Origin of the sequence: Microcoleus sp. N9_B4, from assembly GCF_036701635.1 — a bacterium.
In the GTDB taxonomy this organism is placed as follows: Bacteria; Cyanobacteriota; Cyanobacteriia; order Cyanobacteriales; family Microcoleaceae; genus Microcoleus.
Window position 1 is genome coordinate 72,981 of sequence record NZ_JAUBRC010000005.1, and the last position, 15,596, is coordinate 88,576.

The 15,596-nt window shown below is 45.3% G+C and carries 16 protein-coding genes; 5 read left to right on the forward strand and 11 right to left on the reverse strand.

What is annotated here, in order from left to right:
* Window positions 1–39 precede the first annotated feature (39 nt).
* The gene (gene glnA, locus QUA43_RS04785; protein WP_333371502.1) at window positions 40–1,461 is read right to left on the reverse strand and encodes a type I glutamate--ammonia ligase; all 1,422 of its coding nucleotides are present in this window, start codon (window positions 1,459–1,461) and stop codon (window positions 40–42) included.
* A 336-nt stretch (window positions 1,462–1,797) separates the two neighbouring features.
* On the opposite strand from glnA, the gene apcB reads away from it, so the two are divergent.
* Window positions 1,798–2,307 (forward strand): allophycocyanin subunit beta, encoded by a 510-nt coding sequence (gene apcB / locus QUA43_RS04790; RefSeq protein ID WP_333265824.1) that lies wholly within the window; start codon window positions 1,798–1,800, stop codon window positions 2,305–2,307.
* 253 nt (window positions 2,308–2,560) lie between these two features.
* Here apcB and QUA43_RS04795 read toward each other — a convergent pair whose 3' ends face one another.
* Window positions 2,561–2,758 (reverse strand): hypothetical protein, encoded by a 198-nt coding sequence (locus QUA43_RS04795; protein WP_333371504.1) that lies wholly within the window; start codon window positions 2,756–2,758, stop codon window positions 2,561–2,563.
* 264 nt (window positions 2,759–3,022) lie between these two features.
* Between QUA43_RS04795 and QUA43_RS04800 the strand changes: the two genes are divergently transcribed.
* Both QUA43_RS04800 and QUA43_RS04805 read left to right on the forward strand, forming a co-directional pair.
* Window positions 3,023–3,955, forward strand: a complete 933-nt coding sequence (locus tag QUA43_RS04800; protein WP_333371506.1) for a TlyA family RNA methyltransferase — start codon at window positions 3,023–3,025, stop codon at window positions 3,953–3,955.
* Window positions 3,956–4,084: 129 nt separating this feature from the next.
* A complete protein-coding gene (locus QUA43_RS04805) occupies window positions 4,085–4,774 on the forward strand; it encodes a hypothetical protein (protein WP_333371508.1) in 690 nt (229 codons plus the stop codon).
* Between the two features lie 205 nt (window positions 4,775–4,979).
* Here QUA43_RS04805 and QUA43_RS04810 read toward each other — a convergent pair whose 3' ends face one another.
* From QUA43_RS04810 to QUA43_RS04845, 8 genes are all read right to left on the reverse strand, one after another.
* Window positions 4,980–6,470 (reverse strand): DUF697 domain-containing protein, encoded by a 1,491-nt coding sequence (locus tag QUA43_RS04810; protein WP_333371510.1) that lies wholly within the window; start codon window positions 6,468–6,470, stop codon window positions 4,980–4,982.
* Window positions 6,471–6,714: 244 nt separating this feature from the next.
* Window positions 6,715–8,163: a slr1306 family protein gene (locus QUA43_RS04815; protein ID WP_333371512.1), complete on the reverse strand. Its 1,449-nt coding sequence runs from the start codon at window positions 8,161–8,163 to the stop codon at window positions 6,715–6,717.
* 250 nt (window positions 8,164–8,413) lie between these two features.
* On the reverse strand, window positions 8,414–8,923 hold the full coding sequence (locus QUA43_RS04820; protein WP_333371514.1) for a thioesterase family protein: 510 nt from the start codon (window positions 8,921–8,923) through the stop codon (window positions 8,414–8,416).
* 188 nt (window positions 8,924–9,111) lie between these two features.
* Window positions 9,112–10,194, reverse strand: a complete 1,083-nt coding sequence (locus tag QUA43_RS04825) for an ATP-dependent 6-phosphofructokinase (protein WP_333371516.1) — start codon at window positions 10,192–10,194, stop codon at window positions 9,112–9,114.
* 310 nt (window positions 10,195–10,504) lie between these two features.
* Entirely contained in the window at window positions 10,505–10,747 is a 243-nt protein-coding gene (locus tag QUA43_RS04830; RefSeq protein WP_333052315.1) for a hypothetical protein, read from the reverse strand.
* Between the two features lie 45 nt (window positions 10,748–10,792).
* Complete coding sequence (locus QUA43_RS04835; RefSeq protein WP_333371517.1) at window positions 10,793–12,061, reverse strand: transposase; 1,269 nt, start codon at window positions 12,059–12,061, stop codon at window positions 10,793–10,795.
* Window positions 12,054–12,452 (reverse strand): IS200/IS605 family transposase, encoded by a 399-nt coding sequence (gene tnpA, locus QUA43_RS04840; protein ID WP_333371718.1) that lies wholly within the window; start codon window positions 12,450–12,452, stop codon window positions 12,054–12,056. The genes QUA43_RS04835 and tnpA overlap by 8 nt, the downstream gene beginning before the upstream one ends.
* Window positions 12,453–12,503: 51 nt before the next feature.
* Entirely contained in the window at window positions 12,504–12,671 is a 168-nt protein-coding gene (locus QUA43_RS04845; protein ID WP_333371518.1) for a hypothetical protein, read from the reverse strand.
* 27 nt (window positions 12,672–12,698) lie between these two features.
* Between QUA43_RS04845 and QUA43_RS04850 the strand changes: the two genes are divergently transcribed.
* A complete protein-coding gene (locus QUA43_RS04850) occupies window positions 12,699–13,205 on the forward strand; it encodes a hypothetical protein (RefSeq protein WP_333371519.1) in 507 nt (168 codons plus the stop codon).
* A 284-nt stretch (window positions 13,206–13,489) separates the two neighbouring features.
* A complete protein-coding gene (locus QUA43_RS04855) occupies window positions 13,490–14,305 on the forward strand; it encodes an FkbM family methyltransferase (protein WP_333371520.1) in 816 nt (271 codons plus the stop codon).
* Window positions 14,306–14,506: 201 nt separating this feature from the next.
* On the opposite strand, the gene ygfZ is transcribed toward QUA43_RS04855, so the two are convergent.
* Entirely contained in the window at window positions 14,507–15,586 is a 1,080-nt protein-coding gene (ygfZ, locus tag QUA43_RS04860) for a CAF17-like 4Fe-4S cluster assembly/insertion protein YgfZ (RefSeq protein ID WP_333371521.1), read from the reverse strand.
* Between the last annotated feature and the right edge of the window lie 10 nt (window positions 15,587–15,596).

Here is a 15,596-nt window from a genome sequence, read left to right on the forward strand (position 1 = left end):
ATTACCAGTTTTAACTTTTAATTTTTAATTATTAATTTTCTAACAGTCGTAGTAGAGAGCAAACTCGTAGGGATGAGGACGCAGCCGCATGGGGTTGACTTCATTGTCGAGTTTGTAGGAAATCCAAGTTTGGATGAAGTCTTCGGTAAATACGCCAGTTTCAGTTAAGAAACTGTGGTCTTTTTCTAAAGCTTCTAAAGCGCCTTCCAAAGAACCGGGAGTTGAAGGAATTTTGCTCAATTCTTCAGGGGAAAGGTCGTAGATATCCACGTCCAAAGGTTCGCCCGGATCGATTTGATTCTTGATGCCGTCTATGCCCGCGCACAGCATGGCTGCAAATGCTAAATAGGGGTTGGATGTGGCATCGGGACAGCGGAATTCTAACCGCTTGGCTTTGGGGTTGGTTCCCGACAACGGAATCCGTACTGATGCCGATCGATTTCCTTGAGAGTAAGCTAAGTTTACAGGCGCTTCAAAGCCCGGAACTAACCGCTTGTAGGAATTAGTTGTGGGATTGGTGAGTGCCAAAAGTGCCGGTGCGTGCTTGAGAATGCCGCCGATGTAATGCAGTCCCATTTGACTGAAACCTGCATATTGATCGCCTGCAAATAAAGGTTGGCCGTCTTTCCAAATCGACTGGTGAACGTGCATCCCGGAACCGTTATCGTTAAATAGCGGTTTGGGCATGAAGGTGATGGTTTTGCCGTATTTTTTGCCGACGTTTTTGATGACGTATTTGTAAGTCAGCAAGTAGTCGGCGGCTTGTACTAAAGTGGCAAAGCGGAAACCGAGTTCGCATTGACCGCCGGTGGCGACTTCGTGGTGGTGTTTTTCGATGGGTACGCCGCATTTTGCCATTGTCAGAAGCATTTCCGTTCTCATGTCTTGAGAGGTATCGGTTGGTGCTACTGGGAAATAACCTTCTTTATAACGCGGTTTGTAGCCGAGGTTGCCACCTGCTTCTTCTTTGCCGGAATTCCAGCGACCTTCGATCGAATCTACGTAATAGTAGCCGGAATTTTGGGTTTGGTCGAAGCGAACGTCGTCAAAAATGAAGAATTCTGCTTCCGGGCCAAAGAATGCTGTATCGCCGAGACCGGTCGAAAGCAAGTAGTCTATGGCTTTTTGGGCAATGGTGCGGGGACAGCGACTGTAAGGTTCGCCGGTGCGAGGTTCTTTGATGCTGCAAATGAAGCTGATGGTCGGTTCTGCCATGAACGGGTCCATCCAAGCGGTGGTCGGATCGATGACCATCGTCATGTCTGATTCGTTGATGGCTTTCCAGCCCCGAATGCTGGAACCGTCGAAGGGTACGCCGTCTGTGAATGCGGTTTCGTCTATTTGGTCGTGGAACAGGGAAAGGTGCTGCCAGATCCCCGGCATATCGATGAACTTTAGGTCAACGATCTGGATTTTATTTTCTTTTATGTAGTTTAAGGCTTCTTGGGGCGTCTGGAACATGACTTACTCCTGATATTGGTTGTGTCTTAGCGATCGGCCGATTTCAGACTGTTTGGGCATCGTAGGCCTTCAGTATCCACTATTTTGTATCTAGGGCTACAAAATTTTGAAATAGGGGCCCAGTGCGGCCGGGCAGTTTGAAATTCTTGCCCTGTGGATTTTTCGACTGAAGATACAAGGCAAACGGCTGAATTTTACGACAGTTTGCCACGGATAGACTACCCTTCGTGAAAATCCTATCTCAAATCTTAATCAAACGCCGATTTGTAGTAGTCTACAATAGGCGGTCTGTCTCAGATAGCAAAGTATTGATAAAGATTTTTGGGAGAGAAACTTATGCGCGATGCAGTGACGAGCCTGATTGAAAATTATGATGTTGCTGGTAGGTATTTAGACCGAGATGGTATCGATCGGTTGAAATCTTATTTTGCAACGGGCACGGCACGGGTACAGGCGGCGGCTGCGATTAACAGCAATGCTGCGGCAATTGTCAAGCAAGCTGGTATCCAGCTATTTGCTGAACAGCCGGAACTGATCCGTCCCGGGGGAAATGCCTACACGACTCGTCGCTACGCGGCTTGTCTGCGGGATATGGACTACTACTTGCGCTATGCTACTTACGCCCTGGTGGCTGGAAGTACCGACGTGCTCGACGAGCGCGTGCTGCAAGGTTTGCGAGAAACTTACAATTCTCTAAGCGTTCCCATTGGCCCGACGGTGATGGGGATTGGCATTATGAAGGAGATGGTTAAGGCTCAGGTGGAAGCTGCTGGCTTGTCTGTGGGGCCTTTTTTGGAGCAGCCTTTTGATTACATGATTCGCGAATTGAGCGAACAAGATATTTAAGTCAATTTGCTAGTTCTTTTAGCACCAAATTGCACTTGTGGCTGGCAGTTAGCAGCAGTTAGATCGATCGCTTTTTTTGGCCTCACCGCCTCCAAGCGATCTTTTTTTATGGGTTATACAATTTTAGATTAAAGATTTCAGATTAAAAATAATAGATTAAAAATTATAGATTAAAAATTTGAATAATTGGGAATGACTTATGAATTAAGGGTTTGGAGCTTCCCTATAATTGCATTCTTGTTTGAAACTGGTGCTAAAAATCGTTAACACATCCCCAGACGAGGCATTTGTCTAGGGAATTTTTGGTTTGGCGCAGATCGACTTTTGCGGCGGTTGTTGCTTCTACTTCGCCATTGGGGTAAAGAATGTGGATGATGTCACCGCTGAGGAAGGCGAGGGGATTTTCTTGACAATTGCCCGCATTTCTGATAGGAAAGTTAATTGTTTTCATAGTGGATCGCCCTGCTGATATTTGTAGTGCTTTTAGCTGCATATAAATCATCTGCCCTTGGCCACAATTTTTGTGTGATTCATATGAATGTTGATCTGTGATCAAAGTACACAATCGGAGCGATCTCAGTCACATAATGTGAGGTGGGGCGATCGCCCCGTGATGAGCTCAAAACCAAAATAATCGCCAAAAATTAGCAGTGGGGCTTGTGCGTAAGTGCTAATCTGGTACTGTTCTTAACCCTATCCGTACAGATTAAAAACCTTGGCTAAACAGCGACTAGACACTTTATTGGTCAGCCTAGATTTGTGCAGTTCCAGACAGCAAGCTCAGGCATTGATTCGGACTGGGAAAGTCTCCATCAACCAACAGGTAGTTGACAAACCTGGCACTGAGGTTGACATTGCAGCAAAAATTCAGATTAAAGAGCGATCGCGCTATGTTTCTAGAGGCGGCGACAAATTAGCCAAAGCTTTAGAAGTTTTTGCGATTCCCGTTACAGGCAGAATATGTCTCGACGGCGGCATCTCCACAGGCGGTTTTACCGACTGTCTGCTGCAAGCCGGGGCCGCCCTAGTGTACGGCGTAGATGTTGGCTACGGTCAAGCAGATTGGGGCTTGCGTAACGATCCGAGGGTAATTTTGAAAGAACGCACCAATTTGCGGTACATGACTGCTACTGAGCTTTATGGGGAGTCACCCCCCCCAGCCCCCCCTTGTCAAGGGGGGGAGCAAGAGTTGCCCCTGGCAGGTGCTTGGCCAAAAGGGGTTTATGCAGATTTGGCGGTAGTAGATGTGTCGTTTATTTCCCTGGATAAGATTTTACCGGCGCTGTGGGAATTGTTGGCACCACCGCGAGAAGCGGTGTTGCTGGTAAAGCCACAGTTTGAGGTAGGGCGCGAGAGAGTCGGGAAAAAAGGCGTAGTGCGAGACTCAGCAACTCAAGCTGATGCGATTTTTCAAGTCTGGAAGGCAGCCACAGCTTTAGGATGGCAGCAACGCGGCTTAACGTGGTCGCCTTTACTTGGCCCGGCGGGTAATATCGAGTATCTTTTATGGTTGGGGATCGATCGCGAACAAGAACCAGACCAGAGGGCGATCCTCTTCGAGGGCTGCGCTAACGAAGAGGATGTTGTGAAAGAAAGGATCGCACAAGTCACCAAAGCGGCGGCGCGGGAACTTGTCGATCGATTGTAGATTGTAGATTGATTTCAAGATGTCAAACTAATCAATTTTAAAAATCAAATTTGGAACTCCCGATTGCTCTAAAATTTCAAAAGTTTTTGTCAATAAGACTCCTAAACTTTCACAAGAGTGAATAATTCCATGCAATCATTTAAACAAGTCGGTTCTATTTTACTGTACGTTCTAGGTGGCATCGGGTATGTAGCAATTGTAGCTACTATTGTAGGCGTTTCAATGCTGATCAAGTGGGCTGCTCTGCTACTAGCTGACAAATTATTATATACAATTCTGATTATCGGTGATTTGTTGAGGGGCATCGAAATTATTGAACTGTTAAATATATTGATATTTGCATTTATCGGTATGGGAGTGGGTGTGGCGACAAATCTTCTACACCCTAAATACGGCCGCAAAATTAGTGCAGCTTTGTTGATAGTTATAGTTCCCTTAGTTTTCATGATTACCCCAGCCATCAGATATAATTCTTGGCTGGAAAAAGTAGAAGAATCCGATAAATTATCGCCTCCGGAAACTGCAACATTAACTAACTCATTTTTGAACAGAAAAGTAGGATTGTCTGGTTTTATCGGTTATTACGTATATACTGGTCAGTTTCCGGTTATTCCGACGAAACAATCTGAGATGAAAGACCTCGACAGCTTTGAAAAAAAAGTTAATTCCAGATTTGTACAGTTCACAGGTATTGCTCCGACTATTGTTTCTTGGTCAATGCGGGTTTGTTTTTGGCTGATTAGAATATTTTACTTTTCTATAGCGGTAATTGCCACGATAGCGCATTTTAGGGAAGGTGTGAGAATCGCGAGACGGTAATACGATTTTAGATTTTAGATTTTAGATTTTAGATTAAAGAATGGGGTATCACTGATGAGTATGGTGGTTTTGAGTTTACCTACCGTTGCATTCTTTTTTGACAATTGTATAAGAATAAAAGCAGTAGCGTGCGTCAGATCATAGCTATTCGATTATCACAAATAACCCTCTCCTGACGCACCCTACTCAACTACTAGGGCAATTTTTAATTGCCCATTTTAAACTCTTGCTGCAAGCGATCGATAATTGTATTACGCTCGATGGTGGCGAGAATTTCTTGAATTACCGTATCTTGTCCCAGGGGGCCCCAGGTGCAGCCTTTTTCTAAGTAAACTTGGGCGGCACGACCGACAGCGTAGGTTCCGTAAGCTGCTAAACTAGCTTGAGTGACAGCGACTCCGGCAAAAGTAGAAAAGCCGATGTGCGGGGCCGCAGCCGCCGCACTTTTGCCAAATCCCAACAGAAAACTGCTACCCAATTCTCCCAAAAGTACGCCGCCAGCACTGGAGAAAATAGTCTGCCAAAGTTTCCCGGCTTCGTAACCAGTCATAGGTAAACCGTAAAGTCTGGATAAGGAGCGAATTAAGGCTAAATCTGCGACAGTTGCTCCCATTACATCCAAGAATGCCACTGGATTTAAACCTACAGCCAAAGCTTTATATTTTGCAAATTGCCAGATTAAATCTTCGGCTTCTGTTTGTCGCAATTTGAGAACGTGATGGGCAATATTTGCTTCGGCATCTCTAGCTTCAACTAACGCATTTAGAGCGAGGAGCGATCGACCTTCTCTGTTAAGAATTGTGAGAATTTTATGTTTGAGTTCGTCTATCTGCGCGGGCGGGGACTCCCATTCGTTAGTGACTCTTCCGTCGGACCATTCCACCCGCACTTGCACCGGCGCGGGTTCGGCGGCTACCATGACTATTTCTAAAGATTTGGCAGTTTTAGGCGGTGATTTTGCAGTAGATTTATCAGATGGGTTGTTTGGGCGATCGGACAAATTTTCGCTATCTGTTTCCTCTGTTACCGCAGCGGCTGCTAACTGTTCAGAATTTCCCAGCGCTTGCAAACTTTGGTAAATAGCTTTTCTGTCTAATTCTGGATAAAGGTCAATTTTATTAAAAACTAAAATTACCGGTTTTTGAGCTGTTTGCAATTCGCACAGTGCTTGATATTCAGTTCGGGTGATATCGCCTGCAACGACAAACAGAATTAAGTCAGCTTGGCGAGTTACTTGTTTCGCCATTTCGCCGCGCACTTCGCCGCCAACTTCATCAAGTCCGGGAGTATCGATTAATTCTACTTGCACCCCTCCTTTCCCCCCCTTGGCAAGGGGGGGTTGGGGGGGTTCCTCGCTGTCAAGGAAGGATAAAGGCACACTCCAGCGCACGGAACGCGGCCACTGAGTCACGCCGTTGAGGGGGCCTGTTTGCAGAATTTTGTGACCTAACAGCGCGTTTAATACGGCTGACTTGCCACGGCTGACTAAGCCGAAAGTAGCAATGCGGATTATGTTGTAGTCTAGTTTTTCTGAGGTGGAAGTTAAGATATCTAGCTGATATTGCAGCGCTGCTTCTAATTCTGTATTATTCGAGTTTTTTTTGCCTTGGCGCAGGTGGGAATAGCGCGCCAGGGCTTCGCGCAAACTGGCGCGGGCAAGGGATAAGCGATTTTCTTGAAGGGAATTGTCAGCCATTGGCGATCGGCTTTTTTAAGCAGGTATAATTTAGCGTTGAATTATAAATCCTATTTCTTATTTTAATACAATTTTTTATAAAATTATAACTTTTTAGTTGTGAGTTTTCCAAAAAATCTTGAACGGGCAAGATGCCCGTTCCACAATAACAAAAAATTTTTGTGGAACAGGCATCTTGCCTGTTCGTTCCACAGTAACAAAAAATTTTTGTGGAACAGGCAAGATGCCTGTTCCTTTATTTTACTTAATTGACCGCTGAATTAACAGCTTCGGGCTGAGACATCTGAGGCGAGAGGCGACTCGCCACTTGGTTGACGAAAGATTGCAAGAAGGAAACTTGCTGATTTTGCGTAAATACTGCTTGCAAAGTTTTAGTCAACTGGTCGAGATTGAAAATGCCTTTGGCAGCATTTTCCAATTCTTGAGTTGAGAAATATTCAATTAAACTCAGTCCAGCTATTCTGGTAAAATATGCTGCACTAATTCCCTGCACCGCGCCTCCTGCTACATAGGTGACGGCATTGCTTTTCAGCAGTCCAGTAATAGTTTGGGTAGACAGTTCTACTAATCCCAATTTAAACATTTGAGTTGCCAAAGTACCCGCTACTGTCTTAGCTTGGTCTAAGGAAAACTTTTGCTGGTAGATAGCGCCGAGGTCGATTACGAGTTGGGTGCTGATGGCGGTTGTTGCTAGCAAGTCTAAAGCGGGAACCGGATTAGCAAACACGGTGGCGGCGGCGATGTACTGATATTGTTCGATAATGGGAATTGCCCGATCGCGCCTGACTGCATTTAAGAAGGTTTTTGCCTCTAATTTGATACTTGCAGCTTCGCGCACTGCACTCGCCCAGACCAACTGTTGCCGTTCTTCAGTTAAGATTTTAGTCAATCTTTCCGTCAGCCCGTCGAGTTGAGAGACTTGATTTTCGATCCGTTCTTTAAATGTGCCGTCCGCTTGGTGCTGGCGCACTTTAATAGAATTGGGAGAAGCTGCGATCGCAATTATCTCTTCTGTCCCCAATATTCCTTGCATTTTCTGCTGCAAAGAGTTCAAAACCTGCGACTGCTGTTCTGGCAAATATTGGTCTTGTTTGTTCCAGACTAGCAGCACGCGCTGACCGGCGGACGCTAGCTGAGATAATGTTTTAAATTCGGAATCTGTGATGTCGCCCGCTGTCACAAACAGCACTAAATCACCGCCGATTTTGGCATCGGCATTTGTATTAGCAAACAGCGCGGCAGTTTCTTGTAAACTAAGCTTTTGCGGGTGTTGAGATGCCCAATTAGAATTTAAAACTTGAATTAAGGCTGTTTTGCCGACAGCTTTACCGCCAGTTACGGTAATCCGTAAATCTTGTCTGTCTAATTCGACTCTGAGCCGATCGAGCTTTGCTGTTAGATTAGCCGGATCTGGCGAGTTTTGAGCTTCTGAAGCCAGCAAATTAATTGTGGCTTCGGCCGCCGCGATCGCTTTTTCGGCTGCTTCCCGGTTCGCCAGGGGTTCCGGGAGTGCGAGTTCGAGTTTGGGGGATTGTTGCTTCCACCACCAATACCCCGCACCGGCAGCCGCCAAGCCGATGAGTGCCGTTTCGCCCATTTCTGAACCCGAATGCTGTAGAGTTTCCAGCAGCCACAGCGCTGCTGAAAGTCCTATTCCGCCTATCAAAATCGGTCGCCGCAAGTTAAGTGTCATTTTTTCCTTCCTGTGGGTATTGTCACCAAGCTTAACCTTCGCGGGCTTGGTCTTCCTCCCTATATTCCATCGTACCTCTGTGACATCCAAACTGGGAGGCGGGCGATCCGACTTTTTGCAATCGGGATTTGCGGCCCCGGCGACAATCAACTTTTTGTACTTCTACAAAGAGGGAATGAAGGGCTGAAGCCCTCACTACAAACCCAGAGATTTTTACAGGATGTTGCCAACAGAATAGTTAATTTTTGCTTTATGTGGGTAATGCTTGAAACTGCGCTTCAAAAATATCAATTATTTGTTTGGGAATTGCTCGCGGGCGCATTGTGGTAACTTCAACCCAAACCCAAAGCGCCTCTGCTTTTAACAAGATTTCGTCACTTCCAGCTAAGCGAATTTCGTAGCGGCGGACAGCGCGCGGGCCGCGCATTTGTTCGATCCAAGTGGATATCTCCAATCGATCACCCGAGGCTGCCGATCGCAAATAGTCAATCTCTATCCGTCGCATTACAAAGACGCCGCCTAATTCCCGGTAGCGATCGAGAGTAAATCCCAAATGTTCTAAATGTTCGATCGCAGCGTGTTCTAAATAATGCTGGTAAACAGCATTATTTACGTGACCGAGAGCATCCATTTCATAATGTCGCACTCTAATTTCTGTAGTAAATGGTGTCAATTTCTCACCTTTCCACTTGTTGCGGTATTTTGTAGTTCCGAGGGCGGATCGCACTCTGGGTCGATACTCGCTCGGAACTGATTGCAAGTTACACTCAATAGTTGAAACGTCCCTGCTTCCAGGTTAATCTTAGTCCTGGAAGCACAGACGGTCATCACCTTGGTTTTTTAGGACAATACAATGGCTTAAAACCCCCAGTCTCGGTTGAAAAAACCGGTTTCTTGGTTCTGAGTGCGTCCCGGACTAAATCTTTGAGAAATCGGACGGGTAATTGTTTAATCTCCCAGACAAATCCCTAAACCGCGGGCCGTTTTAACCAGAGTACCATCGAAGTCTACAGGTCTGTATTTGGCGATCGCATCTTCCAGAGGAACGCTCACAACTTCCCGCTTTTGCCAAGATACCATGCAGTCGTATTTCTCTTCGGCAATTAAATCAACTGCTGCGACGCCAAAAGCAGAAGCAACTAATCTTTCTAGCGATGAAGGAGTTCCTCCGCGTTGAATATGTCCCAAAACAGTGACGCGAGTTTCTGCACCGCTGCACTCAGAAATTGTATCAGCTAAATACTGACCAATTCCGCCTAATCGACTTTGACTCAAGCGATTTGTGTGCATTACTAACTCGCCTTCTTCAGTGCGAACTGCCTCCGCTACTATAATTAAACAGTAGTTTTTTCCCCGGTCTTGGCGTTCTTGGATTTGGGCGCAGATTTTGGCAATTGTGTAAGGGATTTCTGGAATCAGAATTATATCAGCTCCCCCAGCAATTCCGGCACTAATCGCAATATGTCCCGCGTCGCGTCCCATAACTTCAACAATCATGACGCGACTGTGACTGGCCGCAGTAAAATGCAAGCGATCGAGTGCTTCAGTGGCAATATTGACAGCAGTATCAAAACCGATGGAACGCTCGGTAATTCCAACATCATTATCTATAGTTTTAGGAATAGCAACTAAATTCAAATTACCTTGTTGAGCAATCTTCCTGAGAATGGCGAGACTACCATCGCCACCAATTCCAATTAAGGCATCCAGACCTAGTTGATGATAGCCTTCGATAATGTCCTCAGCCCGATCGCGTAGAGTCCCATCCGGCATGGGGAAAGCAAAAGGGTCGCCCTTATTTGTCGTGCCTAGCATCGTACCGCCAATGGTGAGCCACGAGTCTACTTTCTCAATATCTAAGGGAATTGCTTGAGGGGGACGACTCATCAATCCGTTGGTGGCTTGACGAATCCCCATCACTTTCCAATTGTAAGTTCCCGTTGCGCGGTGGACAACGGCTCGAATAACTGCATTTAAGCCTGCACAGTCACCTCCGCTGGTGAGGATACCGATACATTTTTGTTCTCCCATAATTGCCCGACTTTTGTTCCTCAGAACATGAGTTGATATTTTTAGATCCCGATCGTCCAATCCTGATTTTAGACGTAAATAGGTAGCCGAAAATAAACTTTACTCTGTAACAGAATGTAAAGCTATCATAACTTTTGTGATTGCTTTCATAAGATATCGCTCCTTTGGGGAGCGTTTCACTCGTTTTTGACTACTTGTGTATTTTCAAGCTTCATCGACCTAATTGAGTGCCTCATCTCTGACGCATCCCACAAGCTCGATCGCCAACTAAGTATGATCGCCAATCACCGTCTCCCACAAAATATCAATTTTACTTCGGATTGAGGCGTTTAGAAACTTGGTTAATTATACCGCTGAGAATAGCACCGCCCATAAGAATTCCCAGGGCGGGATTAAATACGGGCTGCCACAGACTGTACCACAAATCAAAACCGAGATTCACCCCGGTCGATCGACCTGCTACGGCGATCACAAACCACCCAAAAATGGCAAAGACGAAAAACACATCAGCTACTAAAATCAAGTTGAGAAAGTTAAGAAATTTATCTTTCATTGTCGAGGGTTCCTTTTGAGTGTATATGTTTGATACTCCCCAGCCCTAAAGGGACGGGGATTCTTGAAGAGTCCAGATGCGAACTTTCAAAGGCGAAATCAAAGCGCCTCTACTGACTCCTTTTAGGCAGAGCCCTAAAGTTGCCACTACTTTTCGCAAAATGTTTGCAGCCCCGTTGCAGTCTGCATTAATTTTGCTTCCATCTTTTGAACGATACAATCCGCGATTAATGCGCTTACCAGATTCTTTCCACCCTTCAGTTTTTTCACCGAACTTAGGCAGTTCATCCGAATCTAAAAAACTCGCCTTACTCGTATAGCTTTCTTCGGTTTCGACAAATCGAATGCCATATTGCTCGCAAAGCTGACAAATTCTATCTTTTAACCGAGCGGTGGGAATTTGCACAAAGTTTTGATTTGTTTTACTACCAAGATTTATCTCTTGCCGCATCCCCTTATTCCAGCCAAAAACGACTGTGCCTATTTGGTTTTCAAGACAGTGATTTAATATCAATCTAGCTGCTTTATTGACGGCATCTCTAACTTGCCTATTCCGCTTCTCCGTAATTTTCGCCAATCGCTTAGACCAAAAGCCTTGAGGTTTATGCTCTTTAATCGTCGCCACCCGCTTGTTATACCATTGGTTCAATGATTTTAGATGCAGTCCATCTACGATAAAACTTGTTCCTACGTTGGAAATACAGGTTAACCAATTATTCAACCCTGGATCGATACCTAGAGCTTTATTGGCATCTAGTTCAACTGCTGTTGACTGAATTTGGTAGACAAACTCGGCATAAAATTGCCCATTTCTTGGCAGAATGCGAATCTCTCTAATTTTCTTGTAGTCCAGGTTAGACGGCATCGGCCAATAGAATTCACCAATTCCAAACCATAGCTTAACCTTGCTTCCTAATGGGAACCTCAATTGCCCATTTTTTAGTTTTACGTCTGCTTTTGGATACGTCACAAGCTTCAAGCTGTTTTTGCGGTATTTGGGCAATCTAGGATTTTGCGTTACCGTACCATCCTCGATCCCTTTTAACAGTCCAATGTACGACTTAAAAGACTCCGCAACGCTGGTCAAAGTCTGTTGAGCGACATGGGAATACAGTGCTTTAAAGTGAAGATTTTCCTTGAATAATTTGTGCAAGTCGTACTTGCCGGGAATTTTCCCAGTCTTGAAATACAATTGCCGAGAATAGTAAGTCCCGCAGTTGGCTAGTCTATTCGACTCTTCACATACAAACTCTAGAACACTCCTTAACTGTCGGTCTGGATTGATTAGGTTTTGCTGACATCCATAACTAGACATTTTTCTGATTCTCAATGTACTGCTTGATTACTGAGATAGGCGCACCGCCAACAGTTGCAATAAAGTAGCTATTAGTCCATAACGTTGGCAATCGACTTTTTAACCAAGGAAATTCTTGGCGCAGATACCTGGAAGAGCGCCCTTTCATGTACCGAATCAGTTTGGCAATCCCAAACTGAGGATCGCACTCGACTAAGATGTGAACATGATCTGGCATTACTTCCATCTCTATTAATTCACTGCCGAACTCAGTCGCAACCTCTAACAATATTTCTTTTAATCGGGCATCAACACCTTCAATTAAAACCTTGCGACGATATTTTGGACACCACACAATATGGTATTTACACGAGTACACAACATTTTTGTTTGATTTGTAATTAACGCTCATTGTATTGTATTGTGATACAACACGAACCTGCATAATTATACTGGTCTTGTATTAAGATTTGTTAAATACTGAAAGCGGTTGAAACCGCTGCCGACTTATCCCCGTGTCTAAAGCCAGGGGCTTGCGTCTCGTTTTCCGGTCAAGTTTTGGCAAGCGGTTGGTAATTGAGCGGATTGATAGCTGCAACTGGCGATCGAATAAAGATAAAATATCATTCAATTGTTTTCGCGCACAGGCTGTCAAAATATGGTTCGCTATACACTTCCTCAAAGCCCCGAAATTATTTTAACTGTCAAGGGGAAAGATTCAGCCAAAGCCCGGGAAGAAGCGATGGATCGGCTGATGGATCTCATGGATGAGGGCAAGCTGCCTACGGAACTCGTGGAGGGATTTGGGCCCAAGCAGTTTGTTGAAGTTAAGGATATCGAAGATGCTGCGTCTGACGGCGAGGATGCGATTACTGAAGCCGTCCAGATTTTGAGCAATTTGGCAAGTCTCAAATTGAAAGTCATGGAATCCCGCGAAGAAGCACTCAAAATCCGGGCGGCGATCGACATTTTGTTTACAGATGAGGCTGTGACTGCCGAGGAAATTGGTCGTTTGAAAGATGGTTTCAAGGTTCTCAAAAACTTTGCTCAAGCTAATGTCCGCTATCGAGAAGCTAGAAGTAAAGCCGAAGAAGCACGGGTTATTCTCGACGAAGCTTTGCAATCTGTCGAATCGGAAAACAAGGCGCAGAAATCCGCAAAATAGTAGGAGGTTGCATTGAAACTCACATCTTGCACCATTTTCAAGAACAGGCAAGATGCCTGTTATACAAGAAAATTCACTCTGTGTGGAACAGGCCGGAAAGCCTGTTCCTAAAAAGCTGATTGACAATGGTGCAACATCTGAGTTTAAACCTATTTCTGTCATTGCGATCGGAAACGAAGCAATCGCAAACCTCGGCGATTGCTTCGTTTCTTTATTCAGACATACACTAACTCTGCTGCAAGACATAATATTAACTTTATCCACATTGAAATCTGGAAAAAATTGTGAACCAACAAACAGGAATTCTCAGAAACTCGATGTCAGGCAGCTTGCTGCTGGCTAAACAGTTAGGTTTTGAACCCAAAACTGTGATTGATGTCGGTGCGGCATTGGGAACTTTTAACCTTTACGAAACTTTCCCCGATGCGCGACATTTGCTAATTGAACCGATCGCCGAAAATGAACCTTATCTCGCCAAAATCTGCCGCAAGCTCAAAAGTGCAGAATACATTATTGCAGCAGCGACCAAAGAATCGGGAGTTTTCACCCTCAACGTCAGTCCCGGTATGGTGCATTCTTCACTTTCTGACAGTCGCGTTACTGACAGCAGCAATCCTTATTTGAGAAACATACCAGCAATTACCCTGGATGGAATATGCAGGGAAAGAAAGTTGCCAGGCCCGTATTTAATTAAAGTTGATGTAGACGGACAGGAATTAGATGTTTTAGCAGGAGCAACTGAGATTTTACAGCAGACTGAATATGTAATTGTAGAAGTTACTTTATTCGGTCAGATGTATGAGGTAATGAGTTTTATGAAGTCCCAAGGATTCGCAGCTTACGATATAGTTGATTTGTCATATCGCCCGATTGATAAGGCTTTGTGGCAAGTTGACATGGCTTTTGTGAAGGAATCCGGTCACTTCCGAAGAGAGAGGGGTTACGCGACAGGAGAGCAGGATATCGAAGCACTTAACTCGCATCTCAAAGCTTATCGGGAAAGTTTCATCCAACACATTGAGACTCATTACAGCGACCCAGTAGAGCAGGAACCACAGGTCAGTCAAGCTGTTTTGGGCGAAGATTATGTCATCATTTAATTAGCTATTGTGGATTTAAACTGCATACTTGGGGCGGCGTCGGAGCAATGGTCCACAAGAGTTTGATTATTTGTTGACCTGCAGTTTAAACACTGATCTAGCTTATGATGTCCAGTAGAATACCCCCTATAGGTTCGTAGTGAGGAATTCAATCCTCATAAAATTATGAGGAATAATAAAGTCCTCACTACAAACCCAAGCTTACAAACTTAAGAAAGGCAGGTTTACTACTTCCCCGGTCATTTCTCCTACCTGCACTTTCAATCCTTCGCCGCCCGCTTTTGTGCGGATGTAAGCAAGACCAAAAAAGCCGGATTCAGTTTCCGTAAAACTGGTGAGTTTGCCGACTTTTTCCTCTCCGATTGTGACTGCTGTTCCGGGTTCAACCGCACCGCTCAACTGCACGCCCCAAAGTTCCTGTTTCACTCCTTTGTAGGTGTTCAACCGGGCAATTGTTTCTTGACCGATGTAGCAGCCTTTGTCATAGGTAATCGTGTGTAAAAGACGGGCTTCTAGGGGGTTGTAATCATCTGTGAGTTCAAAATCAGGGGCGGGGCGTCCTTGTTCGATTCGCAGTTGTTCCCAAACTCGATCGCCCATCGGTACGGCCCCAGCTTGGACTAATGCCTTCCACAAGCTTGCTGCATCGCTTGCTGGCGCAATTAACGTGTATCCGGGAGTTGCTAAACCGCTACCAACCGCAACTCGAACCCCCCCTTCATCCCCCCCTTGGTAAGGGGGGGAAAGAGGGGGGGTTTTTATCAATTTGTGAGTAGCGTAAGGTTGATTTTCTAGTTCGGTAACTCCGATTTTTTCTAATAGTTGAGTGGCTTCCGGGCCGAGGAAACTGAAAGCAACAGTTGTATCGGTTAAATCTGTTAACTCGACGCGATCCATTGGAAAAATATAACGATCGAGCAATTCCAGTAGTTGGCGGCGGCGGTTGGGCGAAACTAACAGCAGTACGGCATCTTCTGTAGCATAAGCGGTGGCGAGGTCGATCGTCCGGGCGGTGGATGTGACGAAAACGGTATCGCAACCTTGACCAGGTTTGAGTATATTAAAGTTATTGGTACTTTGATTGTGCAAGAACCGCAGGCGATCGCTGTCTGAGATTTGAATGCGTCCCCAGTGAGTGCGATCGTACAAAGCGGCACCTTTTTTAGTTGCTGCGATCGCTTCTGCGTCGTTACCAAAACTAACTGGCACAATTTCTTTGGTTGTTAACTCTGCAAAAGTAGCACCAGCCGCTGCTTGAATGTCGTGCAATTCTTGAATCATAAGATTTTGT

Coding starts and splice junctions, on each gene's coding strand:
- glnA (WP_333371502.1), bottom strand. CDS start 1,461: ATGTTCCAGACGCCCCAAGAAGCCTTAAACTACATAAAAGAAAATAAA.
- apcB (WP_333265824.1), top strand. CDS start 1,798: ATGCGCGATGCAGTGACGAGCCTGATTGAAAATTATGATGTTGCTGGT.
- QUA43_RS04795 (WP_333371504.1), bottom strand. CDS start 2,758: ATGAAAACAATTAACTTTCCTATCAGAAATGCGGGCAATTGTCAAGAA.
- QUA43_RS04805 (WP_333371508.1), top strand. CDS start 4,085: ATGCAATCATTTAAACAAGTCGGTTCTATTTTACTGTACGTTCTAGGT.
- QUA43_RS04810 (WP_333371510.1), bottom strand. CDS start 6,470: ATGGCTGACAATTCCCTTCAAGAAAATCGCTTATCCCTTGCCCGCGCC.
- QUA43_RS04815 (WP_333371512.1), bottom strand. CDS start 8,163: ATGACACTTAACTTGCGGCGACCGATTTTGATAGGCGGAATAGGACTT.
- QUA43_RS04825 (WP_333371516.1), bottom strand. CDS start 10,194: ATGGGAGAACAAAAATGTATCGGTATCCTCACCAGCGGAGGTGACTGT.
- QUA43_RS04830 (WP_333052315.1), bottom strand. CDS start 10,747: ATGAAAGATAAATTTCTTAACTTTCTCAACTTGATTTTAGTAGCTGAT.
- QUA43_RS04835 (WP_333371517.1), bottom strand. CDS start 12,061: ATGTCTAGTTATGGATGTCAGCAAAACCTAATCAATCCAGACCGACAG.
- tnpA (WP_333371718.1), bottom strand. CDS start 12,452: ATGAGCGTTAATTACAAATCAAACAAAAATGTTGTGTACTCGTGTAAA.
- QUA43_RS04850 (WP_333371519.1), top strand. CDS start 12,699: ATGGTTCGCTATACACTTCCTCAAAGCCCCGAAATTATTTTAACTGTC.
- ygfZ (WP_333371521.1), bottom strand. CDS start 15,586: ATGATTCAAGAATTGCACGACATTCAAGCAGCGGCTGGTGCTACTTTT.